Raw genomic sequence first — 25995 nt, 5'->3', positions numbered from 1 at the left:
TCCTTTAAATTGATTTCGATTTCCATGCAACAATATCTTTTATAACAAGCGTAATAATCGCTAACACACTCATCAATGAAGCAACAGCAAAAGCTGCTGAAAATTGGTATTCATTGTATAAAATTTCGATATGAAGTGGCATTGTATTCGTCATACCTCGAATATGACCTGAGACAACAGAAACTGCACCAAACTCGCCAATGGCACGTGCATTACATAAAATTAAACCGTAAATTAACCCCCATTTAATATTGGGTAATGTTACATACCAAAAGGTTTTAAAGCCATTTGCTCCGAGAGAAATGGAAGCCTCTTCCTCAGCATTTCCTTGTGCTTGCATTAACGGAACAAGCTCACGTGCAACAAAAGGTAATGTTACAAATATAGTCGCAAGCACAATGCCAGGTAAGGCAAAAACAATTTTAATGTCATTAGCAAATAGCCAATCTCCAAATAGCCCTTGTGCACCAAATAGCAAGATAAACACTAAACCTGCAATCACGGGCGATACAGCAAAAGGTAAGTCAATTACGGTCAATAATAAATTTTTTCCTTTGTAATTGAATTTCGTTAATGCCCAAGCAGCCATAATGCCGAAAATGGCATTTAAAGGAACGGCAATTGCTACTACTGTTAAGGTCAACTGAATAGCAGCTAAAGCATCTGGATGTGTGATTGCTGCAAAGTATACGTCTGCCCCTTTTTGAAAGGCTGTAATAAAAATCGATACGAGAGGGAGTACGATAAAAAATGCTAAAAATGCAAGTGCAATAAATGTTAATGCATAACGAAAGAAGCGAGGCTCCTGTAAGGCAGCGGGCTTTGCTGCTACAATCCGTGTTTGTGGAGCCAAAGGTTCAATAATCGTAGACTGATCCATAAATACCTCCTAATGTATAAAGCGGCGATTTGCTAGCCATTGAATAAGATTCATCGTAAATAATAAGACAAAGGATGTAATCAGCATAACAGCAGCAATAGACGTGGCACCCGCGTAGTCATATTGTTCAAGCTTTGTCATAATGATTAACGGTGTAATTTCTGTTTTCATCGGCATGTTACCAGCGATAAAGACAACTGAACCGTATTCTCCTAATGCACGTGCAAAGGCTAATGAAAAGCCAGTCAAAATGGCTGGTGCAAGTTCAGGAAAAATAATCTTACATACAGTTTGCAGACGTGTTGCCCCTAAACTTGCTGAGGCTTCTTCAACTTCCACACTAATATTTTGTAAAACAGGTTGCACAGTACGCACAACAAATGGAAGACCAATAAATGTTAGAGCAATTATAATACCGAGTGGTGTAAAGGCGATTTTAAAATCGAAAAACTGGCCAATCCAGCCATTCGGGGTATATAGCGATGTTAAAGCAATACCTGCTACTGCCGTAGGTAAAGCAAATGGTAAATCTACAAGACCGTCAATAATACGTTTAAACGGGAAGTGGTAGCGTACGAGTACCCAAGCGATAATGGTGCCAAACACAACGTTTACTAAACCAGCAGTAAGTGCAGTGCCAAAGCTTAGCTTGTAGGAGGCAATTGCTCGAGGGTCGGTGACAATTGCCATAAACTCTGCCCAGCTTAACGACATGGTATGAATGAAAATCATGGCTAAAGGTAAGAGCACAAGCAAGCTTACGTAGAGCATCGTATAACCAAGTGAAAGGTGGAAGCCGGGAATAACACGAGCCGGCTTCTTTTTAAATGTTAGGCTAGTCATCATATGCCTCCTTATTTTGGAACGTAAATTTCATCAAATGTACCACCATCTTTAAAATGTGTTGTCTGAGCTTCTGTCCAACCCCCAAAGTCTTCAATGGAAATAAGTTCAAGCTTAGGGAATTGTGCTTGGTATTTTGCTAATATATCTTCATTGCGTGGTCGATAGTAGTTTTTTGCGGCAATCTCTTGGCCAATATCACTATATAAATGTTGTAGGTATGCTTCTGCCACTTTACGCGTCCCTTTTTTATCTACAATTTTGTCAACGATTGCTACAGGAGGCTCTGCTAAAATACTTAAAGAAGGTGTAATGATTTCGAATGCATCTTTCCCTAATTCATTAAGTGATAAATAAGCTTCATTTTCCCAGGCAATTAACACATCACCAATTTTTCTTTCAACAAAGGTAGTCGTTGCGCCGCGAGCCCCAGAATCCAGTACCTCTACATTGCTATACAAAGCCTTCATAAAATCTTTTATTTGCTTCTCGTCATTGTTATACAATTTCGCTGCATAGCCCCATGCGGCTAAGTAATTCCAACGGGCACCACCTGAAGTTTTTGGGTTTGGCGTTATGACTGAGACATCGTCTTTTACTAAATCATCCCAATCTTGAATCGCTTTTGGATTCCCTTTTCTTACTAAAAAAACAATGGTAGAAGTATAAGGTGTAGAATTATTTTCAAATTCTGTTTGCCAGTCTTTGTTTAGTAGATTACGAGCTTGGGCAATTTCATCAATATCGTAAGCAAGTGCTAATGTGACAACATCGGCTTCTTGACCATCAATAACCGCACGCCCTTGTTTACCCGAGCCACCATGTGATTGATGAATTTTTACATCTTGCCCTGTTTCGCTTTTCCACTTTGCGATAAAGTCTTGATTAAATTCATCGTAAAGCTCACGTGTTGGATCATAAGATACATTTAGTAATTCAACTGTTTTTTGTGTGTCTTCCGAAGTTGTATCGTTATCTTTGGACGTGCTATTACATCCTGTTAACATAATTGTTAACCCCGATAAGAGTACAATTGTTTGAAAAATAGTCTTTCTTTTTCTCATTGAAAATCGCTCCTTTTTCTTACAAAATGCAAAAGGACCATCTCTTTCAACATGTATTAACACATGTTAAGGAGATGGCCTTCAGATAATCTGATCAGCATGTTTTGTTTTTTTAGCTTAGTACCACATTAAACATATATTTCCTATTAGTCAACAAGGAATTATAAAATATTTGAAATTTTTAGATAGGTTTTTCCCTAAGTGTGGTAACGAGTAGCAAAAGACTCTTTTTATGAATAAAATTATTTGTATATAACGAAAGTGACAGTTCTAAAAGGTGTAAAACGACATTCTTTAAATATGTTTATATTTTTACAAAACCTAGTTGACTACTAGGTGTAATTTAGTATATATTGGGTAATAAGAAAAGTGATTGTTGAATGAGGTACAAGATTACTAGTTTACAATCATCATAAATGCTGGCTAGTCAAACTAGAGGCGTTTTAACGAAGATACAATGCATTATTGTATCTGTTGTTAAAACGCCTTTTTCTATATCCGAAAGGGGGATTTTATGTTAACGTATGCAACTTGGCAGGAGCCAACGACTAATTTTGAAGTGGATGAATCCTATAAAGGTGCACTTGAGGTGTTACGCTGGAGCTATGCACAATATGGAGATGAGATTGTATATGCGTGTAGCTTTGGTATTGAGGGAATTGTGTTAATTGATTTGATTTCAAAAGTAAAGCCAAATGCTACGATTGTTTTTTTAGACACAGATGTCCATTTCAAAGAAACGTATGACACGATTGAACGAGTAAAAGCAAACTATCCGCAGCTAACGATTATACTGCAAAAGCCTAAGCTGACACTTGAAGAGCAAAAGACACAATATGGCGATGAATTATGGAAGTCCAATCCTAATCAGTGCTGTGACATCCGAAAAATAAAGCCATTACATGAGGCGTTATCAGGAGCAAAAGCTTGGATTTCAGGGCTGCGCAGAGAACAATCGCCAACTCGGCAACAGACAAATTTTATCAATCGGGATGAAAAATTCAAATCCATTAAAATTTGTCCACTTATTCATTGGTCATGGAAAGATATATGGCGTTATGTTTCCAAGCATAACCTAACGTACAATCCATTACACGATCAAGGCTATCCGAGTATTGGCTGTGAACACTGCACACAACCTGCATTTACGTTGGATGATTTACGTGCAGGTAGATGGCAAGGAACGGGTAAAACTGAATGTGGGTTACATGAATAGGGGCGTTTAAATCATGCTAGAATATATTGCATTAGCCATAAGTTTATTTTTTGCAATGAATATTGGGGCAAGTGGTGCAGCAGCGTCAATGGGTGTTGCCTATGGGGCAGGAGCTATAAAAAAAGCAAGGCACGCATTGTTAATTTGTGCGATAGGGGTTTTGGCAGGCGCTATATTGGGTGGCGGTGAAGTTGTCAAGACTATCAGTTCAGGTATTATGCCACAACAGTATATTACTGTGAAAATCGTCATCATTATATTAATTTCTGCGACAAGTGCGTTGTTTCTTGCCAATTTGTTAGGCATCCCCTTATCGACGAGTGAAGTGACCGTAGGAGCTGTTGTAGGTGTAGGAATTGCCTACCGTGTGCTATATGTCAAATCATTGCTCGTGATTATGTCTTTTTGGGTAATCGTTCCCGTTATTGCGTTTGTTATTGCCTTTATAGTTGGCAAAGTACTGTATAAATTTCAAGGGAAGAGTTTTTTGACAAATCACCCTATTTTAACAGTGCTACTCGTATTTGCGGGATTTTTTGAAGCTTTTTCTGCAGGTATGAATAATGTTGCCAATGCAGTAGGCCCACTTGTTGGTGCTGGTATGATTACGGTGACAAAGGGTATTTGGCTAGGCGGTGCTTTTGTTGCACTAGGGGCGTTGTTGCTAGGAAGACGTGTACTCGAAACAAATGGCAAAAAGATAGTGCGTTTTGAAAAAGCTGAAGGCATTCTTATTTCAACTACAGGTGCCTTGCTTGTTGGTATTAGTTCCTTGTTGGGATTACCTGTGCCATTAACGCAAGTAACTTCCTCTTCTATTATTGGTATCGGAATGGCGAAAAGCGGTAAACAAATTTTTCATAAACATATTGTAAAGAAAATTATGTGTATTTGGATTGTATCACCTATTTTTTCATTAGCGATTTCTTATAGTCTGATTCAGTTATTTATGGAGAAAGATTTATATGCCATCGTCATTATGGGGAGCGTTATAATCGGAACGCTTGGTGCTATTAGTTTAATGCGAACAATGCGTGAAGAAGAACAATCCATATACGATGCTGGTGAAGGCATTTAAATATAAAACATAGTATTCAAATAAAATTAGGGGGAATATTGAATGAGTTTACAACCACATGGCGGCACTTTAGTGCAAGCTTATAATCCACAAAAATCAGTAGTACATATTAAGAAGGAGATTGTTTTAGATACCATTGCGTTAAGCGATTTAGAATTAATCGCAATTGGAGGGTATAGCCCAATCGACGGTTTCTTAACTAAAGAAGATTATGAATCTGTTGTTGAACATACAAGGTTGGCCTCTGGCGTTGTGTGGAGTATCCCTATTACACTTCCTGTTGATCAGGCAGTAGCAGCAACTTTACAACCAGGGGATGAAGCAAAATTAATATATGGTAACGATGTCTATGGTGTTATTCATATCGCGGATATATATGAACCAGACAAGCAAAAAGAGGCACTACTTATTTACGGTACACAAGACTTAGCCCATCCTGGTGTGAAAAAGTTACATGAACGGCAGGCGATATATGTTGGTGGTCAAATTACGTTAATTAAGCGTCTAGAGCAACCATTCCCTACGTATTCATTTGATCCAACAGAAACAAGACAGTTGTTTAAAGACAAAGGATGGCAAACAATTGTTGGCTTCCAAACGCGTAATCCTGTTCACCGTGCGCATGAATATATTCAAAAGGCGGCATTAGAAACAATTGATGGCTTATTTTTAAATCCATTAGTCGGTGAAACGAAGTCGGATGATGTATCAGCCGCTATACGTATGGAAAGTTATGAAGTGCTTTTGGAAAATTACTATCCTCAAAGTCGTGTGCAGTTAGGTGTGTTCCCAGCGGCTATGCGCTATGCAGGGCCTAAGGAAGCCATTTTCCATGCACTAGTGCGGAAAAATTACGGCTGTACCCATTTTATTGTAGGACGTGACCATGCAGGTGTAGGAGACTATTATGGCACATATGATGCGCAAAAAATCTTTGAACAATTTACCGAAGATGAACTTGGCATTGTGCCTTTAAAGTTTGAACATAGTTTCTATTGCACTCGATGTGAAGGCATGGCAACTACAAAAACTTGCCCGCATGATAGTGCATCACATGTAATATTATCAGGAACGAAAGTCCGGGAAATGCTCCGTAATGGAGAAGTGCCTCCAAGTACCTTTAGCCGTCAAGAGGTTGTCGATGTACTAATAAAAGGCATGCGTAAGGAGGTATTAAAATGAGTTTCAATATCGTATGGCATGAAGCTTCTATTACGAAAACAGAGCGTCGCACGCAAAACAACCATCATAGCTTTATTTTATGGTTTACAGGATTATCGGCATCAGGAAAATCTTCCGTAGCAAACGCCTTTGCACGTACATTATTTGAGCGAGGTAATCAGGCGTTCGTATTAGATGGTGATAATGTAAGACATGGATTAAATAATGATTTGGGCTTTGACGAAGGAAGCCGTAAGGAAAATATAAGACGTATCGGGGAAGTTTCTAAGCTTTTTGTGGAGAGTGGTCAAATTGTGCTTACGGCCTTTATTTCACCTTATCGACAAGATCGTCAAGTCGTTCGACAGCTAGTGGAAGAGGGAGAATTTTTAGAAGTGTATGTAAGATGCTCCGTAGAAACATGTGAACAGCGCGATCCAAAAGGTCTATATAAAAAAGCGCGCAATGCGGAAATTGCTAATTTTACAGGTATTAGTGCGCCCTATGAAGAACCTGAACATCCCGAATTTATTTTGGATACCGAACTCTATTCTATTGAGGAATGTGTAGAGCAGTTAACAACATTTTTAACAGATAAAGGCTATATATAAAGGGTGCCAGGCATTCAAACAATTTCAATGATTGCCTTAGAGCAATGATTGGGCAAGAGAAACCGCCACCGTAACAGACAAAGATATAGCAAAAAAGTGACGGGACATAACTAAAAAAATTTAAGGAACAGAGGAAAGGTGTTCATAAATTTTTGCTATATGGAGAACTTAGCTATTCTTGCTTTTGCAATAAAGAAAAAATTAGAAGGGTTCACTAGTTGTTGGTAGCGGAGGCGGTGACTCCTGCTCAGAACGCACACAGCGTAAGACGCGGGCATTCTGCGCGTTAGCGAGGGTTGCGGCTTACTGTGCTGAGCGGAAAGCACCGCCGAAGCGGACAATAACGGTGTAGCAAAAAAGTGTTAGATTGATTGTAGTCAATCTAACACTTTTTCATTTTTGTCTCAACTTGGGTTATTTGATACCTTGTTCTTTTTTCATTTTCTCAATTTCTGGTCCTAGCTCATCACGTACGGTTCCTTTCCATGGCTTAACACCTGCTATGTAGGAGGAACGAGTCATAATATGTCCTCCGACAGGTCCAGTTATGAATAGAAACAAAATACCTAATAAAATACGTGGGTTAAAATGATCCTCAATCAGCCAAAAATAAAAGAATACACCTACCAACACACACATTACACCAAGTGTGGCACTTTTAGATGCGGCATGTGCCCGTGTGTACAAATCAGGTAATCGAATCAGCCCAATAGCTGTTACAACGATAAATAGTACACCAATCGAAATAAATAAAATAACTAACGTATTAGCGAGAATTGTCACGTTTAATGATATCTCCTTTCTCTATAAATTTAGAGAAAGCAACAGTACCGATGAATGATAAAATCGCTAATAATAAAACAATTTCTAGGAAGAAGCTTGTTTCCACTAAAACTGAAAATAATGCGATTAAAGAAATAAGTGATACACCTAAGGAATCAAGTGCTACGACACGATCTGATGCAGAGGGTCCTTTCACCATACGGTAAATCACTGCAATCATTGATAAGCAAATCACTACGATCGCTGCAATAATAAACGTCATCATGATTTACTCACCTCCAAAATAGCTTTTTCAAAAGAGTCGCGAATGGATGCAATGGCATCATCTACATCACTAATATCAATAGCGTGAACAAACAATGTTTTAGCATCATCTGAAACATGCACTACAACAGTCCCAGGTGTTAATGTAATGAGACTTGATAGTAATGTAATTTCCCAGTCTTCTTTCAATACAGTTGGGTAAGCAAAGAAGGCAGGTTGCATGTCCAGTTTGGGCTTTAATACAACTTTCAATACTTGAATATTGGCTAATAGTAATTCCTTGAAAAAGAGAACAGTGAGTTTAATAATTGCCCATACTCGAAATACATAGAGACGTGTAAAGAAAAATCTTCTCATAATGACGAGCAATACAATACCAAGGATGAAGCCTACTATAAAGCCTGTTGCTGTGTAATTAGATGAAAGGAACATCCAAACGAAGGCAAGAGCAAAATTTAAAATAATTTGAAATGCCATAGCTCTAATCCCCCTTCATTACAGCATCTATATAAATAGATGGGTCATTTAATAGTTTTGCAGCATCATTCATAAATGGTGTTATCCATTCCGAACCAACACCATAGGCAACAGTAATAAGCACTAATAGGACAGTCGGCGCAAAAAGTGTAGTATAGACTTTTTTATCGACAGTTCCTTTAGTTGCCTTTTCCTCTCCCCAAAAGGCATATAGGAAAATACGGATAACCGACAGTAATACAAGTAAAGAGGAGGCTAAAATAAAGATACTGCTCCACATACTGCCAGCCTCAAAGCCCCCTTGCACAATTAATAGCTTTCCAACGAAACCACTAAGCGGGGGAATCCCTGCTAAACCAAAGGCAGCAATTAAATAGAACCATCCAAGAGCAGGATATGTTTTCATAAGACCGCCCATTTTACGTAAATCTGATGTACCGGTAATGTAGATGACAATACCAATTAACATAAAGAGTGCTGCTTTTATAAGCATGTCATGAATCAAATAGAACATTGCGCCCTTTAGCGCCATTTCATTCATTTGGGAAACACCAAACAAAATGACACCTACTGCAATCACGATGTTGTAAATAATAATGAGCTTGACATCGAAATAGGCTAGTGCGCCGATACAGCCAGCAATAATTGTTCCAATGGCTAGCACCATTAGTAAATCATGTGTATACGATAAATCGTGGACAAAAAATAATGTGTATGTGCGCGTAATCGCATAAACGCCAACCTTTGTTAGCAGTGCACCGAAAAGTGTTAACACGGGAATAGGCGCAGCAGCATAAGAGGTTGGAAGCCAGAAGTAAAGCGGGAATATGGCCGCTTTTAGTCCGAAAACCATTAAAAACATAACAGCAATTACGGTTATAATACCTGGCTGATTAATGTCGCTAATCTTTACTGCGATGTCTGCCATATTTAGTGTACCCACAACCGAGTAAAGGTAGGCTACCGTAATAACAAACAAAGCAGAAGAAATAACATTAATTAAAATATATTTAATGGAGCCTTTCAGTTGTCCTTTTTCTCCACCTAGCACAATTAGTAAATATGACGCCATTAAGAGTACTTCAAAGAATACAAATAAGTTGAAAATATCTCCTGTCGTAAAGGCACCATTTACACCAGTTAAAATAAACATCATACCAGGGTAATAGAAAAAGCGTTCACGCTCTTTTGTAATAGAGCCAAACCCGTACCATACAACAAAGAATGCAATGAGTAGCGATGTAGTTACTAACAGTGCTGACATCATATCAGAAACCATTGTAATACCGTATGGTACTGGCCAATTGCCAAAAGTGACTTTCTGAATGCCATCATTTTTAACTTTTAGTAACAGCGAAACGGCTGAAACAAAAGCAAGTAGGATGCCTAGTAAAGCAAACGAACGCTGGTATTTTAAATTTTTTTGCCCAAACATTAAAATCATACCGAAGAAGAACGGAATGATAATCGGCAGTAAAAGGAAGTTATTCATCCTCATCACTTCCTCTCATTAAGCTAATATCATCTGTCTCAAGCTCTTGATAGGAGCGATATGCGAGTACTAGGAAGAAAGCCGTTACCCCGAAGCTAATAACAATCGCCGTTAAAATCAATGCCTGCGGTAAAGGATCAGCAAACGTTTTGGCTCCTTCTTTTAAAACAGGAGGTGCCTCACTTGTTAATCCACCCATTGTTAAAATAAGTAAATGTGCACCATGACTTAAAAGTCCAGTACCAATAATAATGCGTAATAAGCTCTTCGATAATATTAAATAAACCGCTGCCATAAACAGAAAGCCAATGACAAACGCCATAATTATTTCCATTATTCATCCTCTCCAATCGTTTGAATAATGGTCATCGTAACGCCAACAACAACCAAGTAAACACCGCTGTCAAAAAGCATTGCTGTGTGCAAAGATTGCTTACCTAGAAGCGGCAATTCGAAATAATCAAAGAAATGTGTAAAAAATGGTTTTCCTAAAAACATCGGGAATGCGGCTGTCGCAAATGCCAATAATAAGCCTGTAGCCGTTAAATACGTGTAGTTTATCGGTAAAACATTTCGCACTGTATTTAAATCAAAGGCAAGGACTAACAGGACAATGGCACTGGATGTTAAAAGCCCCCCGACAAAGCCGCCACCTGGTGTATAATGTCCAGCTAGGAAGATATGAATGGAGAAGAAGAAAATAATGAAGAATACAATTTTAGCTGTAAATTGTATAATCACATCATTTGTTTTCATGTGGTTTCTCCTTTCTATTCATACGCAGCTTAATCATTGCTAAAATTGCCATACCTGCAATACCTAATACTGTAATTTCAAATAATGTATCAAAGCCACGATAGTCTACTAAAATCACATTGACAATATTACCGCCACCCGCTTTAGAATAGACGGTTTCTTCATAATATTTTGAGATGGTCGGCACAAGTTTTTGCGAATGTGCAGATAATGCGATAAGTGTCACCATCACACCAACTGCGATTGAAATAATCGCCCGATTTAATTGAAAGCGCATGCGTTCTTCGCGCTTGCCAAGCTTCGGAAGATGATAAAACGCCAATAAAAATAACGCAACCGAAATGGTTTCAATAACTAGTTGAGTTAACGCTAAATCAGGTGCATTAAAAATAACAAAGAATAATGCAACAGTATAACCGACAGAGCCTAGTCCAATAATTGCTGTCAGTCGTGATTTTGCAAAAATTGTGATTGCTGTTCCAATCATTAACACGACAATTAAAATTAGTTCGTATGAGCGAATTGGTGCTGCACCTTCAAAAGATAATGAAAAGGCATCTTTTACAAATAAGGTTCCAATTGAAATCGCGGTAATGCCACTAAACATATACAGTAGATAGTGACGCATAGACCCCGTCATATAAAGACGTGATACACGATTTAACCCTACATCTAAAGCAAGCATCATTTTGTCATAGGCATTATTGAACGTTAGAGCACGCGGGAATAGGTTGTAGATGCCTTTCCATTTAGGTAAGGCAACAAATAATAAGACGCCTATAATAACAATGCCAACTGTCATAACTAATTCTGGTGTGATTTCGCCATGCCAAGCGGACACGTGAATGTTGATATCTTCAGGTGCATTGTATAAAAACGGCTGAATAGCTTGTACAGCCGGCTTCACAAACGTATCACCAATAAGATTCGGAATGAAGAAAATAATCACGACTAATGATGCTAAAATCATCGGCGATATAAGCATGCCTATCGGAGCTTCGTGTGGTTTATGAGCGTAAAGTTCTGGTTTATATTTTCCTGTAAATGTTCTACATACAAAATAAAAGCTATAAATAAACGTAAATATACTCGCAATCCAAGCGACAATTGGGAACAGCACACCCCATGTATCAAAGCCGAAAAATTCGAAATTCTGAAGTGATAACATCGCCGTTAAAAACATTTCCTTACTTAGGAAGCCGTTAAATGGTGGTAAACCGGCCATTGAAAAACTACCGATAGCCGCAACCGTAAAACTAAGAGGCATAATGCTCATTAATCCTCCAAGTCTACGTATATCACGTGTACCTGTTTCATGATCGATAATCCCTGCAATCATAAATAAGCTACCTTTAAATGTTGCATGGTTAATCAAGTGGAAAATGGCTGCAAAAGCTGCATATTTAAACACCGAATCAGCTGCTCCATTTACATGAAATGCAACTGCACCAGCCCCTAATAATGACATAATTAGCCCAAGCTGACTGACAGTAGAAAAAGCAAGAATACCTTTTAAATCGGTTTGCTTTACTGCAAAGAACGAACCCCAGAAGAGCGTTAGCAGACCAACCCCTGTAACAAGCCAAATCCAAAGTTCAGAAGCTGCAAAAATAGGTGTGAAGCGAGCAACTAAGTAAATACCTGCTTTTACCATTGTTGCAGAGTGAAGATATGCGCTGACAGGTGTCGGTGCCTCCATTGCATCAGGTAACCAAATATAAAATGGGAATTGTGCAGATTTCGTAAACGCCCCTAACAGCAATAATATAAGGGCCCAAATGAATAACGGATGTTGCACTAAGTTTGGCGCCATAGCAATAAGTTCACGGATTGAATATGTTCCACCCATTAAATAAAGAAGGATAAATCCTCCTAACATCATTAATCCGCCAAAAACGGTAATCATCATCGATTTTAGTGCACCGAAGCGAGAAGCATCGCGTGTGTACCAATAACCAATCAATAGGAAAGATGAAATAGATGTTAATTCCCAGAAAAAGTACAAAGTAATTAAATGGTCTGATTGTACAACACCGAGCATTGCGGACATAAATAGTAATAAGTAAACATAAAAATTATGTAGTTTTTCTTTATGTTTATCTAAGTAGAAAATGGAGTAAAGCACAACAAGTGAGCCAATTCCAGTAATTAGTAATGAAAATAATAAACTAAGTCCGTCTAAATAAGATACAACAGAAATATCAAGTGATGGTATCCAAGGAATCCCATCGTAAAATACTTCGCCTTGAGCAACTCTCGCTATATAAGTAGCATAAATCACAGCGAGTGTAGCAGGTACTGCAAGAACAAACCAGCCTGTGTGAATATTTTTAATGCTTTTATATATAAAAGGCACAAAAATTGCAGCAAGCATCGGGATGAAAATATAGAGTACTTGTAACAAAAAAATCCTCCTTTATGCAGGTAAGTGTAATAATTATAACGTACTTTTGTAGGGAATGCATATCGACTAGTAGGATTTAGCTTGGATACAAGGAGAATTTTAGCTATATTATAAATAGGAAGTTATCAAAAAAAAATGAGGAAAAAAATTTTTTATGAGGAACCCTTACATATATGGTTATTTACCATTAATTACAATTTTATTATTTAGTTTAACGTTCGGCATGTATGCCGTAGGTGAAGCATTACAGTTGTTTCAAGCAATCGGTGTTTATTCAGGAATGCGTGAATTTTTATCGGATTTTGAATTACGTGTATTGTTACTCGTTGTATTTGCTCTTATTTTTTTTATGGCGTTTTCAGCACTTAAATTAGTTGGAGAAACAATTCATGAACTAGGAATGTTGTTTTTTTCGAAGGACAATGAAGGGGCTGCGGTGAGCCAAGCACGTGGAGGCTATGTCATTTTATTTATTGGTGCAATGTGTTCTGCCTTTGCAATTCAATCTATCTATGTATTGGCAGGTATTTTTGTATTAACGGTTTTTATATATTTCATTTATCGTATTTATAAAATGAGCCTTTATATGTCTATGGGCGGAACAATTGGATTACTCATATTTGAGCTGTTCATGTGGACATTACTATTCTCGTTATTAGTTTATGTCATTTTAAAATTGTACAACGGCGTACTAGCAAGTCTCCCATTTGCCAAATAAAGTGCCAGTCACCCAAACAATTCTGAATTTTTTCTAAGTAAAAACCCACTTTGACTCCTGCGAAGGCTTACGAAATGCCCGCAGATAGTGAAGTGGGTTTTTATGCTAGTGCCAGTCACTGAAACAATTTGCGCTGATAATAGAAAGTTACTCTAGTAAAACATTAAAGAGTTTGTGATGGATTTTGTACGCTTCTAGTTTTTCCATTGGCTGAGGTTTATCGTAACCAAGCCACACGGCAGCCGTATATTGATCATTCAAACCTGCTAGCCAGTAATCACGGTAATCATTTGTTGTACCTGTTTTAGCCCCAACATAGCTACTATTGCTATAAACCCCTTGCCCTGTCCCATTTGAGACAACTTCAGCAAGTAGCCCACGCATATATTTTACGGTTTTAGGCGACCAAATCTGGTCACGTGCCTTGTCCCAACTATATAGCTCAGTGCCATCATTAGCGGTTACTTTTCGAATACTGTGGGCTAGCACATAAGAGCCATCGATAAAGCTTGTATAGGCATCTGCAAGCTCAAGAGCCGTGACGCCATATGTTAATCCACCTAATGAAGCAGCATAAGTATGATCCTTTGCCACCATGGAACGGAAATGGAAGCGATCAAGATAACTGAAAGCTGTATCCACCCCCACAGCGTTAAAAATGCGAAGAGCGGACGTATTGTAACTATTCCGGAATGCTGTATGAATTGACACATCACCGTATTGATATCCTCCATAATTTTGTGGACAGAAAGAACCGACACAATAGCTACCACCATTGACAATAGAATCTGGGGTATGGGTTGTTGTTTCAAAATAGGGTGCATAGACAGCAAGTGGCTTAAAGGCTGACCCTGGCTGTCGCGGACCTTGATAGGCTCGATGATAATCAAATTTTTCGTAATTTTTTCCAGCATAAAGGCTGACGACTTCACGAGACGAATTGTTAATAACAGCACCCGCCGCCTGTAATTGACCATTGCCTAAAATAGCAGTCATACGCTCTTCATCATGATTCTGTTTAACTGGGTCCAGTGCAGTATAAATAGTTAAACCATTCTGATATAAAGTATTAAGCCGATTGTCTAGTTGTGCTTGAATGGTTTTCTTTTCTTCTTCACTTTGCGTGTTTAGCAGTCGATCTGTATAGCCTTCCTTCTCGGCTACTAGCCAGCGTAACTCTTGAAGAACGTAAGTACTATACATCGGATAACTTTGTACCTTGTTCTTAACATTTAATGTGATTGCTTCTGCTTTATACGTCATTGCATCTTCTTTTGTAATAACGCCACTTGTAGCGAGTGTATCAAGGAGACGCTCTTGTCTTGCCTTGGTATCATCAAAATGTTTTAGAGGGTTATAAAGAGAAGGATTGTTAGGAATAGCTGAAATAAACGCTATCTGTGCAATCGATAATTCTTGGATAGGCTTTTGAAAATAATAGCTTGCTGCACTACCTATTCCATAAACTTGATTGCTAAAATAGGATTCATTTAAATACATCGTTAAAATGGCATCTTTATCATATTTCTTTTCAAGTTCATAGGCATAAAATAGCTCCGTCAGTTTTCTTTCGTATGTTTTTTCATCAGATAAATAACGCATACGAACAAGCTGTTGGGTAATGGTACTACCTCCTTGTGAAGCTGAATTGGTGTTTGAGTTAGCGACAACCGCGCGTAGGATAGCACTAAGATCGAAGCCGACATGATTATAAAAGTCTGCATCCTCACTGGCAATAAAAATTTCCTGGGCAATTTGTGGGATTTCTTGTAAAGTTAAAGGCTGTCGCCATTCGACATATTCCTCACTAAAGGTTTGGCCGTTCTGATCAACTAGTGTGACTGGAAGCTGTACCTGTACTTCAGGCACCTCGATTTTCTCCTGAATTTGTTGTTCGTGGGCTTGTGCTGTATTCAGCTCTGCTCGTATATTTGTACCAATCCACCAAATGGTAGGTAAACATAGCGTTACAATAATAAAACCAAACACTTTTTTCATACATGCCTCCAACTTTGAAAATAAGTCTTTCATCAGAATAGCATATTTTGGATGTATTCCAAATACTCGTTCAGACCTATTTACACAATACTAAATTACAAAATAAGAATTGCCTTGAGGTCGTCTGTCATTCCAACATGATTTTGGGTTATACTACCATTGGTACTACACAGAAGTTTCTAGATTTTCGCAATCATAATTGACTAAACGATTGTAAAATTGCAAAATTCGTCAATACTTTGGTGGAGAAAACAGCTAGGAAGTATGTTAGACTAATATGAGGTCAGAAATGATGAGGTATAATCATTTTCGTTGAAACTGAAATTTACATTTAAAGGAGAGACTCCAATGTTTCCACAATTAACAACTGAAGTACAAGAAGGCGAAGTACTAGTAGAAATGAAAACAACGTTAGGTGCATTAAAAATTAAATTGTTCCCAAAACAAGCACCAAAAACAGTTGAAAACTTCTTAGGGCATGCAAAATCAGGTTATTATGATGGTATTATTTTCCACCGTGTTATTCAAGATTTTATGATTCAAGGCGGTGACCCTACTGGTACAGGTATGGGTGGAGAGTCAATTTGGGGTAACTCATTTGAAGATGAGTTTTCTGATGAATTATTTAACCTACGTGGTGCATTATCAATGGCAAATGCTGGTCCAAACACAAACGGTTCTCAATTCTTTATCGTACAAATGAAGCACCTTCCAAGTGATATGCTTCGCCAATTACAAGGTGCTGGTTTCCCAGAAGAAATTATTGAGGCATATGCACAAAATGGTGGAACACCATGGTTAGACCATAAACATTCTGTATTTGGTCATGTTGTAGAAGGTATGGATATCGTTGATAAAATTGCTGAAGTAGAAAAAGACTTCCGTGATAAACCTGTTGAAGATGTGAAAATCGAGTCAATTACAGTTTTTGAATAATTATTGTAAGGACGTGTAGAAAATATGGAACATTTGATGTATCAATTTTTATATTTCCCTGAAGATAAATCAGCGTATATTCCAGCAGCTTTTGAATTTTTAATTATGCTTATTTTATGTATAGGCGTATTTATGATTTTCCGTAAAATTTCTAAAAAGCAGGAATTAAAATCTAAGGAAATCGAAGCACGTATTTTAGCTGAAAGAAACAGCACGAACAATAGACACAATTAAAAAAAGCACTCTGCAAAAGAGTGCCTCCGACTACAGACAAACTTGAGATTTCCCGAGTTTGTCTGTAGTCTTTTTATATACATCCCGACAGCAGGCACAGTGTAAGCCACAGTTTGAAAATTCAAAATTGTGTGAGTGACTGGCACTTATGACAATGCGAGCTTAAAACGAGCAACGGCATCTTTTACCGTATCAAAGGAGCAAGCTACATTCATGCGCAGGAAGCCACGACCTTCTTCACCATATTTTGAACCAGGTTCTAGTGCAAGTTTTCCAACTTCAAGCAAACGTTGCATTAATTCTTTTTCATTGAGACCTAGTTGGCGGCAATCGATCCACAGTAAGTACGTACCTTGAGGCTTGGCAATGTGTATGCCAGGCAATTGCGTTAACTCGGCTATAACATAATTCATATTATTTGAAATATATAGAAGTAACTCTTCTAGCCATGGCAATCCTTCTGCGTAGGCTGCTTGCAGTGCTACAGGAGCAAAGCTATTCAATGAACCTTGCCCGCTAGCCATATTAACCGCCTCTAAAAGCATTTGCTTTTTCTTATCAGTCGTAATAATATAAGCAACTTGAATTCCTGCAAGATTAAATGTTTTTGTCGGTGCCATACAGGTAATAACACGATTAATTTCATCTCCTGCCAATTTTGCAAGCGGAGTATGTTGTGCACCATCTAACATTAAATCAGCATGAATCTCGTCTGAAATAATGAGCACATCATATTTTGCACATAAACGAATAATTTCTTTTAATGTGGCTTCATCCCATACATAGCCTCCTGGATTATGTGGATTACACAATATGTAAGCTTTAACGTTTTGGGCAAGTGCCTGTTCAAAAGCCTCGAAATTATAGACATATGTTCCATCTTGCGCGACTAAAGGGCAAGTAACCACTTCACGGTCATTGCTTTTAGGAATGCTAAAAAATGGCGGATAGAAGGGGGTAGAAATAAGTACTTTATCTCCTTGCTGAGTCAGTGCAGTCAAAATATTTGCCAAAGCTGATAGGACACCGTGGCTAAATGAAATAGATTCTTTCTCAATATGCCAATTGTATCGTTTTTTTTGCCAATCTACTATTGCTTGTTTTGCTTCCTCGCCTACATAGCTATAGCCAAAAATCGCTTCTTCAGCATGTTTTTGTAGTGCTTTTGAAACGGCAGAGGGTGGAGCAAAGTCCATGTCCGCTATCCACATTGGTAATATATCTGTTGTATCGCTTAATTCATAAACTTTCTCCATTGTGTCCCATTTTACTGAGTTAGTACAGCGACGATTTAAAGTTTGATCGAAAATCGACAAGCAAATCCCTCTTTTCTTTTTTTTTTACTATGGTATCATACCTATTAAGATTAAAGGATAATAGGTGAGTATTTTGGATAATATAAAAATGAATCGAACAGCCGTGCATTTGCTAGCAGAGTGGGATCCATTCCACTTAGGTGCTGAGCATTATGATACAGAAACAGCGGATGTTGTTGCAGCACTACAAAGTATTGATGACCCATCTGCTCTTGCAAAGGTCATTCAAGAAACCTACGAGCACTCGTTTGAACAGTGGATTCCAATTGAAGATTGTGTTGCCATTTCATATAAACTACTGGCCATTAAGTTTCAAGCAAAATGTATTATTTAATCGACATATAGTGTTTTTTTATTGGAAAGGTTTGAGTGCAAATGATTGCACGAAAGCTGCTTCCTTATAAAAGTGAGGTTGTCTTCTGTGTTTAGACAACCTCACTTTCTTATTTAAATAACGGCAAAATACCTTGGATAAAAATAAGCAAAATCGCAATAGGTGACACATAACGAATTAAAATATACCAAGTGTTAAACAGTAGACTTGAGGAAGCAAGCTCTTTGCGGGAAATATCCTTCGTATAATAATAGCCTGCAAAAATAGAAATCAGTAAGGCACCGATTGGCATGCCGACACTATTTGTAATAAAGTCTACAAAATCAAAAATGGAACGATCTAATATTTTGACATCTGATAGAATACCGAAAGATAGGGCACTCGGTATACCGAAGATGAAAATAATAAGTCCACCAATCCATGCGATTTTTTTACGCTTCTCGGGTTTGTCTCCAATGGCGATAGCTACTACAATTTCTAACATTGAAATCGAAGAAGTCACGGTAGCAAACAGTAAAAGAATAAAGAAAATCGTTAGGAAAAGGCCCCCAAGTGGCAATTGCTCAAAAACGGCAGGTAAGATAATAAAAACAAGCCCTGGCCCTTGGTCGGGTGTATAGCCTAGTGCGAATACAGCTGGGAAAATAACTAAACCTGCAAGAAGCGAAATAATAATATTCATAGATGCTACATTAATGGCTGAATTACCGATTTTTTCGGTTTTAGGGAGATAAGATGCGTACGTAATCATAACAGCTATACCAACACTTAAGGAGAAGAACGCTTGTCCAAGCGCTTTTAAAAATGTTTCGGCATTTAAGTAAGACCAGTCAGGTACAAACATAAATTTTACACCTTCCATTGCACCATCAAGTGTTAAGGAACGGATTACTAACACAATAAAGAAAATAAATAGTAATGGCATCATCCACGTACTTGCTTTTTCAATCCCACCTTTAATGCCTCCAGATACGATAGCAATCGTTAACAGTAAAAATAACCCTTGCACAAGTACCGCTTCAAATGGACTAGAGATAATACTGCCAAACAAATCAGCATAATTCCCGTTATGACCATCACTCGTTAATTGAAACGTTAATGAACGTCCTAAATAACTTAAAATCCATCCGCCTACTACACTATAGAAGGATAGTATTAAACCCGCAATAATCATGCCGCCCCAACCTATTAAAAACCATGGTTTTCCTGGGGCTTGTTGTTTGAATGACGTGACAGCATCCTTTTGCCCACGACGTCCAATCATAAATTCTGCAATTAACACTGGTAAACCGATGAAAAATGTACATAAAATGAATAATAAAATAAATACACTTCCGCCGTTGGTTCCCGCCATATAGGGGAATTTCCAAATAGCGCCTAATCCTATGGCGCTACCAGCAGCAGCTAAAATAAATCCAATTTTTGTTGAAAATTGATCTCTAGATGACACGAAAATAAAGCCTCCTTATACTAAAGTTCTATTTTACCGCAAATACGGCATAACACAAGGCAAATTTCTGAAAATTGATTATAAATACTTTTTACGTACCAACGTCTTAATACAAGTGAGTTTTGGAGCGACAATGCATGATGTACTATCAATTTTAGCGACTTCCACATGCGCTATTCGTCATTTAAAATTAATGTAACAATTGGGAAGAACAGGTCGTTACATAGAAAAGGAGGGGTAATGAGTGAGTGAAACGGAATTAATCGAGCGAGCACAACAAGGTGACAAAGAAGCTTATATTGAACTAATTCGCATCCATCAGCGAACAGTTGAAAAATTTGCCTTTCAATGTGGCGTACATAGTAGTGATTTAGCGGATGTTTCACAAGAAGTTTTTGTTAAGCTATACCGTTTTTTACATCAATTTAAGCAGGATCGATTTACGACATGGCTTTATAAAGTCACACTTAATGCTACCCGTGATTATTATCGAAAAGAACGACGTGAACAAGCAAAGGAGGAGCTATTAAGCGCACAGCGACAAGTCCCAAGTCCTTCAGCTGAAAAGCATGTCCTTAATTTTGAGGAAGACCGCGTATTGCATCACAGCATTCAAGCACTTGATGAAAAATATCGCTATCCGCTCGTCTTATATTACTTTCATGAGTTGAAGTATGAAGAAATTGCCGAGGTACTTGGCATTTCGTTATCCACTGTCAAAGTACGCATATTGCGCGCAAAAGAAAAGCTTAAACTAGCTTTGACACAGGAAGGGAGTGTTGAGAATGGATGATCAACAATTTGACAAGCGCATGGCACTGTTGAAAAAATCATACGACCGAATGGAACTTCAATTAAATCCCGACAATGTTTTCAAGCAAATCGAAGAAGAAAAAGATGAAGAAGCACTACCTAAGCAATCGAATACCGCACAACAAAAACACGCCTTAAAATGGCAGAAGCCAGCAGTATGGATAGCAAGCGTTGCAAGTGTGTTGCTAGTTGGTCTGTTAGTGTCGTTCTATACATTGAATCAACAGGAAAATACACACAGTGAACAAACACAAGATATACCTGATGAAAAGGCAGTTGAGGAAGAGGTAGCAGATTACTTAACGAAAAAATTTAATAGTAAAAAGGAGGATATTAGAAAGGAATTAAAAGTGACTAAAGATGAGCTAGAAGCGTTTGATTTTATTAAAAACGCAAATTCAATGTTAGATTTTTATCTAACGACTAATTTGCATTTGAAATTAACGGATGAAAACTACGTTGAAATTATGGAAGAAAATATAATGAATCGTTTAATAACTCCTAAGCGGTCGTTAGAAAAGATAAAAACCTTTAGAAATTTAAGCTTTGAGGAATCGTTTGCAGTTTATAGTAACTACGTTATTTCGGTAGAGGAATTGGAGCGTTTTTATAGCAAGCTTCTTGAGCCTTATCAACAGCAATTAAAGGAAAAAGATGATGTAAAACAATATCCATCTGATTTACAAGCTATTATTGAAGCGGCAAATAATCAATATATGGAGTTGAAAACGGATGGAAATGGCGTATTTTACTTTAAAGCAAATCCAATCGATGGGGAATTTGCTCCGCAGTATATCAACCAATTACATCCGGATGTTTTCGGGTATTTCGAATATTTAAAAATGGGTTACTTATTATTGGCTGATGACTTACGATATACGCGAGAAGAAACGGCGCGCTCACTTAAAATAATGGAACGTACATTACTTGCAGATGTAAATGCGGATTCTACCGATTACAAGCTATTACAGGAAACCTATAAAAATACGTGGGTGGTCTTATTGCTAGGTACAAAACAATATCCTGCCATAGCAAATGACGGGCAACCTAATCGGGACTATATGAAATTTTTAGAGGAAGTAGCTAGTGGAAAGTATGGTGAAGTAATGCAAAAGACCGCTGCTACAATTTTAGGAGAATTACAGCAAACGCAACACTCCGCTACATTATCACAACTCACACCTTATGATATTTGGACAATACTTTTACAAACACGGCAAGAAACAGCAGGTACTATTAACGACAGTGACTTTAATGTTGTCGATATGAATGAGTCTCGTATTGCACAAATAAAAGGAATATATGAACAATATAAAAACAATAATGATGAAGCAATCATCAATCAACTACACCCAATCAATATTGCCTCACTTTACTTATACGCCGTGACCATAGACGATAAGGAAATGCAAAATGCTTTGTTAACACCAGATGCCGAAGTGGATGCAAGTATGTTACAAACCATACAGAGTCTTGATGTTTTTAGTCAGCTAGGCGAATATAATGGAATTATTCCTACCGTCGCTGCTCGCGTTGCTATAGGGAGTCAGGAAAAGTACGGAAGGCAGTTCCTCATCAAGTTTTCAAAATCAGAGGAAGGTTATTATCGTATCACAGCAATCATGGATTGATGGGATGATTTTTTGCCCCACTTATTGACGTATGTTATAATTTATCGTGATATATACGTAGCAAACATATAGAAAGTGGGCAAAGGTTATGGCAAAAAAATATGAATTAGGAGACGTATTGACCGGAAAAGTTACAGGTATTCAACCGTACGGTGCATTTGTAGCACTTGATGACGATACACAAGGGCTCGTGCATATTTCTGAAATTACGTACGGCTTTGTAAAAGACGTCAGTGAGTTTTTATCAGTAGGGCAAGAGGTTGAAGTAAAGGTACTTGAGATCGATGAAGCGGCCGAAAAAATTAGTTTATCGATTCGTGCCTTACAAGAGCGCCCTGCAGCAACAAGAAAAAAAGACGCACCACCCCGAAAATCATTACAGGATCGTGTAGATGAATCCGATGCGAATGGTTTTAATTCCTTAAAAGATAAATTACAGGACTGGATCGAACAGTCAGGACACTAAAAAAAGAGGATGCCTTCATGTGAAGGCATTCTCTTTTTTATTATTAATCATTTTAGCCCTTTTTCATCTTCCGTATGCGATATTGCAGGTTTTGCCGGCTCATACCGAGAGCACCAGCAGCCTTCGTTATATTGCCTTCATATAGATTTAAGACATTTTGCACATAATAGGATTCGGCTTCTCGTAAATAAGCATCGAGGGGCATGACATCGTTTTGCTGGTGGAACATGAAAAATTCAGGTTCATGGTCAGATGTGTCTTGGCTTTGCACTTTAAATCGAAAATGAACAGGTAGTAAATCAAATGTAACGGTTGATTCCGTTGTCATAAACGAAACGATTTCATCTAGCAATAGTTCGAGTTCCTTTAGGTTTCCAGGCCAATCATATTGTAAGAATAATGCTTGGACATCCGGTGCAAGTTCTGCCACGTTTGACGCAAATCGCTCACGATGACGACTAAAATAATCTGCCACGAACGGTAAAATATCTTCTTTGCGATCTGTTAAATTTGGAATAGTAATGGACATTGTTGCAAAGAAATAATAGAGAGACTTAGAAAGTTTATTCTCTGCAATAAGCGTAATTGGGTCACTGCCGACACTGCCGATTAGCATATATTTGGATGGTGGTAATGACTGCAATAACTCGAGTAGCTGTTCCTGAATAGGAAGGCTTAAAAAATCAATACGTTCAAAGAAAAAAGTATAGGCTTTATCATCTTGTAAAAGTTCTTGCACCTTATCGAGCACGGATTTTGCAGAACGACGACTAAATAGTGTAACAAAGGCTTCTGGATCAGTAGATGCTGCATGGTGAATACCTTCTGCAACTAAATCTTTACCTGTACCAGATTCTCCGATAAGTAAAACAGGTAATTTTACTGCAGCCGCTTTTTTAGCATTGACAATAACTTGCTGCATTGCTTCAGACACTGCCGTAATCATATCAAAAGTTAAAGGCTCACCATAACGTCGTAGCGGCTGATAGACTAATTTTTCTAAAGATGTGATATCACGTGCAAATTCTATAGCACCAATTAATTTATTTTTTTTGAAAAGTGGGAATGTATCGTTAATGGTTGTAATTTCATGACCGTTTTTATTCCAATAGGTTTGTTTCACATTCATTTCTTGTAAACCGGTTTGTAACACCCGCATTAAAGTACTTTCATGTTGACGGAAGGAAAACAATTCAATAATTGAACGATCTGCTAATTCATCAAAATGAAATCCTTCGATTTCTTTCATTTTTGAATTATAGATAATTGTTTTACCCGTTATGTCAATCGCATGTATACCAACGGATACATTAGTTGCAATAAACTCATAAAAGGGTAGTAATGGTTCAGAATTATTCATAAAATGTGCACCTCAAAAATTTTTTACTTGAAATATGCAACGAAATTTTGCATTATAATAAGTGTAAGAATATTTTATACGCAAAAATATTTTGCGTCAATAGTTTTTGCATACTAAATATTTACAGCTCACAAAAGGAGGATATAGTATGATTCCATACAAACATGAACCATTTACAGATTTTTCTCAAGAGGCAAATTACAACGCATATTTAGAGGCATTAAATAAAGTCGAAAGTTATTTAGGTCAAGACTATCCATTAATTATTGGTGGAGAGCGCATTACTACAGAAGATAAAATCATTTCATATAACCCAGCTAAAAAAACACAAGTGATTGGTCGCGTTTCAAAAGCAAGCAGAGAATTAGCTGAAAAAGCAATGCAAGTAGCTGACGAAACATTTAAAACATGGAAAAAAGTAGACCCAGCGATTCGCGCTGATGTGTTATTCAAAGCGGCAGCAATTATCCGTCGTCGTAAACATGAGTTTTCAGCATTATTAACAAAAGAAGCTGGTAAGCCATGGAATGAAGCGGATGCAGATACAGCAGAAGCAATTGACTTCTTAGAATACTATGGTCGCCAAATGTTACGTATTAAAGACGGCCAACCAGTAGAAAGTCGTCCAGGTGAATACAACCGTTATGATTACATCCCATTAGGAATCGGTATTGTTATTTCACCATGGAACTTCCCATTTGCAATTATGGCGGGTACTACTGTAGCAGCTTTAGTAACAGGGAATACAGTATTATTAAAGCCAGCTTCAACTACACCAGTTGTTGCATATAAATTTATCGAAGTTTTAGAAGAAGCAGGATTACCAGCAGGTGCCGTTAACTACGTACCAGGTTCTGGTGCAGAAGTAGGGGATTACTTAGTAGATCATCCGAAAACGCGCTTTATTAGCTTCACAGGTTCTCGCGATGTAGGTTTACGTATTAACCAACGTGCAGCAACACATAACGAAGGTCAAATTTGGATTAAACGTGTTATCGCTGAAATGGGCGGTAAAGATACAATTGTTGTTGATAAAGAAGCGGACTTAGAGCTTGCAGCACAATCAATTGTAAAATCAGCTTTCGGCTTCTCAGGTCAAAAATGTTCAGCATGCTCTCGTGCTGTTATCGTAGAAGATGTTTATGATACAGTAGTGAACCGTGTAGCAGAGCTTACTAATGAATTAACAATTGGTGACCCAGCTGACAACAGTAACTTCATGGCAACAGTAATCGACCAAGCAGCTTTCAATAAAATTACTGAATACATTGAAATCGGGAAAAAAGAAGGACGCCTTGTAGCAGGCGGTACAGCAGATGATTCAGTTGGTTACTTCATCAATCCAACAGTGTTTGCAGACGTAGACCCTTCTGCTCGCATCATGAAAGAAGAAATTTTCGGACCAGTTGTAGCAATTGCAAAAGCAAAAGATTTCGATGAAGCGATTGAAATTGCAAACGACACAGAATACGGCTTAACAGGTGCAGTTATTACAAATAATCGTATGAACCTAGAAAAAGCGCGTGAAGATTTCCACGTTGGTAACTTATACTTCAACCGTGGTTGTACAGGTGCTATCGTTGGTTACCAACCATTTGGTGGCTTCAACATGTCTGGTACTGACTCAAAAGCTGGTGGCCCAGACTACCTACAACTTCATATGCAAGCAAAAACAACTTCAGAAATGCTTTAATTTTTACTGATTTAATG

At 37.9% G+C, this 25995-nt stretch carries 26 protein-coding genes; 12 read left to right on the top strand and 14 right to left on the bottom strand.

Annotated features, from left to right (window positions below):
• Positions 1-4 precede the first annotated feature (4 nt).
• The 3 genes from cysW to MKY08_RS17250 are packed head-to-tail and all read right to left on the bottom strand — an operon-like array spanning position 5 to position 2787.
• Positions 5-880, bottom strand: coding sequence for a sulfate ABC transporter permease subunit CysW (gene cysW / locus MKY08_RS17260; protein WP_081327880.1), 876 nt, complete (start codon positions 878-880; stop codon positions 5-7).
• 9 nt (positions 881-889) lie between these two features.
• Positions 890-1723: a sulfate ABC transporter permease subunit CysT gene (gene cysT / locus MKY08_RS17255; protein WP_069509792.1), complete on the bottom strand. Its 834-nt coding sequence runs from the start codon at positions 1721-1723 to the stop codon at positions 890-892.
• Between the two features lie 11 nt (positions 1724-1734).
• A complete protein-coding gene (locus MKY08_RS17250; RefSeq protein WP_069509789.1) occupies positions 1735-2787 on the bottom strand; it encodes a sulfate ABC transporter substrate-binding protein in 1053 nt (350 codons plus the stop codon).
• A gap of 514 nt (positions 2788-3301) precedes the next feature.
• Here MKY08_RS17250 and MKY08_RS17245 point away from each other — a divergent pair.
• Genes MKY08_RS17245 through cysC form a run of 4 tightly spaced genes read left to right on the top strand, consistent with a single transcriptional unit; the run spans position 3302 to position 6853 of the window.
• Positions 3302-4003, top strand: coding sequence for a phosphoadenylyl-sulfate reductase (locus MKY08_RS17245; protein ID WP_069509786.1), 702 nt, complete (start codon positions 3302-3304; stop codon positions 4001-4003).
• 13 nt (positions 4004-4016) lie between these two features.
• Entirely contained in the window at positions 4017-5081 is a 1065-nt protein-coding gene (locus MKY08_RS17240) for an inorganic phosphate transporter (protein WP_069509782.1), read from the top strand.
• A 42-nt stretch (positions 5082-5123) separates the two neighbouring features.
• Positions 5124-6263 (top strand): sulfate adenylyltransferase, encoded by a 1140-nt coding sequence (gene sat / locus MKY08_RS17235; protein WP_069509778.1) that lies wholly within the window; start codon positions 5124-5126, stop codon positions 6261-6263.
• Entirely contained in the window at positions 6260-6853 is a 594-nt protein-coding gene (gene cysC, locus MKY08_RS17230; RefSeq protein ID WP_069509776.1) for an adenylyl-sulfate kinase, read from the top strand. Before sat ends, cysC begins: the two co-directional genes overlap by 4 nt.
• Positions 6854-7267: 414 nt before the next feature.
• On the opposite strand, the gene mnhG is transcribed toward cysC, so the two are convergent.
• From mnhG to MKY08_RS17195, 7 genes are read right to left on the bottom strand one after another with little or no spacing between them, the layout of a single operon-like run.
• On the bottom strand, positions 7268-7636 hold the full coding sequence (gene mnhG, locus MKY08_RS17225; RefSeq protein WP_024364867.1) for a monovalent cation/H(+) antiporter subunit G: 369 nt from the start codon (positions 7634-7636) through the stop codon (positions 7268-7270).
• Positions 7620-7901 carry a Na(+)/H(+) antiporter subunit F1 gene (locus MKY08_RS17220; RefSeq protein ID WP_024364868.1) on the bottom strand — a complete coding sequence of 94 codons (282 nt, stop codon included), beginning with the start codon at positions 7899-7901 and terminating at the stop codon, positions 7620-7622. Before MKY08_RS17220 ends, mnhG begins: the two co-directional genes overlap by 17 nt.
• A complete protein-coding gene (locus MKY08_RS17215; protein ID WP_069509773.1) occupies positions 7898-8377 on the bottom strand; it encodes a Na+/H+ antiporter subunit E in 480 nt (159 codons plus the stop codon). The genes MKY08_RS17220 and MKY08_RS17215 overlap by 4 nt, the downstream gene beginning before the upstream one ends.
• Before the next feature lie 4 nt (positions 8378-8381).
• The gene (locus tag MKY08_RS17210; protein ID WP_069509770.1) at positions 8382-9869 is read right to left on the bottom strand and encodes a Na+/H+ antiporter subunit D; all 1488 of its coding nucleotides are present in this window, start codon (positions 9867-9869) and stop codon (positions 8382-8384) included.
• The gene (locus MKY08_RS17205) at positions 9862-10203 is read right to left on the bottom strand and encodes a Na(+)/H(+) antiporter subunit C (RefSeq protein ID WP_069509767.1); all 342 of its coding nucleotides are present in this window, start codon (positions 10201-10203) and stop codon (positions 9862-9864) included. Before MKY08_RS17205 ends, MKY08_RS17210 begins: the two co-directional genes overlap by 8 nt.
• Positions 10203-10625 carry a Na(+)/H(+) antiporter subunit B gene (locus MKY08_RS17200; RefSeq protein ID WP_024364872.1) on the bottom strand — a complete coding sequence of 141 codons (423 nt, stop codon included), beginning with the start codon at positions 10623-10625 and terminating at the stop codon, positions 10203-10205. The genes MKY08_RS17205 and MKY08_RS17200 overlap by 1 nt, the downstream gene beginning before the upstream one ends.
• Positions 10612-13029, bottom strand: coding sequence for a Na+/H+ antiporter subunit A (locus tag MKY08_RS17195; RefSeq protein ID WP_081327879.1), 2418 nt, complete (start codon positions 13027-13029; stop codon positions 10612-10614). The genes MKY08_RS17200 and MKY08_RS17195 overlap by 14 nt, the downstream gene beginning before the upstream one ends.
• Before the next feature lie 154 nt (positions 13030-13183).
• Between MKY08_RS17195 and MKY08_RS17190 the strand changes: the two genes are divergently transcribed.
• Complete coding sequence (locus MKY08_RS17190; protein ID WP_069509765.1) at positions 13184-13747, top strand: DUF5366 family protein; 564 nt, start codon at positions 13184-13186, stop codon at positions 13745-13747.
• Positions 13748-13894: 147 nt separating this feature from the next.
• On the opposite strand, the gene MKY08_RS17185 is transcribed toward MKY08_RS17190, so the two are convergent.
• Positions 13895-15745 carry a transglycosylase domain-containing protein gene (locus MKY08_RS17185; RefSeq protein WP_069509762.1) on the bottom strand — a complete coding sequence of 617 codons (1851 nt, stop codon included), beginning with the start codon at positions 15743-15745 and terminating at the stop codon, positions 13895-13897.
• Positions 15746-16093: 348 nt separating this feature from the next.
• Between MKY08_RS17185 and MKY08_RS17180 the strand changes: the two genes are divergently transcribed.
• Both MKY08_RS17180 and MKY08_RS17175 read left to right on the top strand, forming a co-directional pair.
• Positions 16094-16681, top strand: coding sequence for a peptidylprolyl isomerase (locus MKY08_RS17180; protein ID WP_024364876.1), 588 nt, complete (start codon positions 16094-16096; stop codon positions 16679-16681).
• Between the two features lie 24 nt (positions 16682-16705).
• Positions 16706-16915 carry a hypothetical protein gene (locus MKY08_RS17175; RefSeq protein ID WP_025220379.1) on the top strand — a complete coding sequence of 70 codons (210 nt, stop codon included), beginning with the start codon at positions 16706-16708 and terminating at the stop codon, positions 16913-16915.
• 146 nt (positions 16916-17061) lie between these two features.
• Here the strand turns inward: MKY08_RS17175 and MKY08_RS17170 are convergent, their stop codons facing one another.
• Positions 17062-18231, bottom strand: coding sequence for a MalY/PatB family protein (locus MKY08_RS17170; RefSeq protein ID WP_069509758.1), 1170 nt, complete (start codon positions 18229-18231; stop codon positions 17062-17064).
• Between the two features lie 73 nt (positions 18232-18304).
• On the opposite strand from MKY08_RS17170, the gene MKY08_RS17165 reads away from it, so the two are divergent.
• A complete protein-coding gene (locus MKY08_RS17165) occupies positions 18305-18565 on the top strand; it encodes a DUF1871 family protein (protein ID WP_081327878.1) in 261 nt (86 codons plus the stop codon).
• Between the two features lie 109 nt (positions 18566-18674).
• On the opposite strand, the gene MKY08_RS17160 is transcribed toward MKY08_RS17165, so the two are convergent.
• Entirely contained in the window at positions 18675-20015 is a 1341-nt protein-coding gene (locus MKY08_RS17160; protein ID WP_069509753.1) for a sodium-dependent transporter, read from the bottom strand.
• A gap of 244 nt (positions 20016-20259) precedes the next feature.
• Here MKY08_RS17160 and MKY08_RS17155 point away from each other — a divergent pair, with 244 nt between their 5' ends.
• The 3 genes from MKY08_RS17155 to yugI all read left to right on the top strand — a co-directional run bounded on the left by MKY08_RS17155 (position 20260) and on the right by yugI (position 22925).
• Positions 20260-20808, top strand: coding sequence for a sigma-70 family RNA polymerase sigma factor (locus tag MKY08_RS17155; RefSeq protein WP_069509750.1), 549 nt, complete (start codon positions 20260-20262; stop codon positions 20806-20808).
• A complete protein-coding gene (locus MKY08_RS17150; protein WP_069509748.1) occupies positions 20801-22459 on the top strand; it encodes a hypothetical protein in 1659 nt (552 codons plus the stop codon). Before MKY08_RS17155 ends, MKY08_RS17150 begins: the two co-directional genes overlap by 8 nt.
• 88 nt (positions 22460-22547) lie before the next feature.
• Positions 22548-22925 (top strand): S1 domain-containing post-transcriptional regulator GSP13, encoded by a 378-nt coding sequence (gene yugI / locus MKY08_RS17145; RefSeq protein ID WP_069509744.1) that lies wholly within the window; start codon positions 22548-22550, stop codon positions 22923-22925.
• A gap of 52 nt (positions 22926-22977) precedes the next feature.
• Here the strand turns inward: yugI and MKY08_RS17140 are convergent, their stop codons facing one another.
• Entirely contained in the window at positions 22978-24285 is a 1308-nt protein-coding gene (locus MKY08_RS17140; protein WP_069509741.1) for a sigma 54-interacting transcriptional regulator, read from the bottom strand.
• 148 nt (positions 24286-24433) lie between these two features.
• Here MKY08_RS17140 and pruA point away from each other — a divergent pair, with 148 nt between their 5' ends.
• Entirely contained in the window at positions 24434-25978 is a 1545-nt protein-coding gene (gene pruA, locus MKY08_RS17135; protein WP_069509738.1) for an L-glutamate gamma-semialdehyde dehydrogenase, read from the top strand.
• The last annotated feature ends 17 nt before the right edge of the window (positions 25979-25995 follow it).

Origin of the sequence: Lysinibacillus sp. FSL M8-0337 (assembly GCF_038593855.1) — a bacterium.
In the GTDB taxonomy this organism is placed as follows: domain Bacteria; phylum Bacillota; class Bacilli; order Bacillales_A; family Planococcaceae; genus Lysinibacillus; species Lysinibacillus sphaericus_D.
Note: the sequence above shows the minus strand (reverse complement) of the source record. Positions and strands in the feature narration are given on the sequence as shown.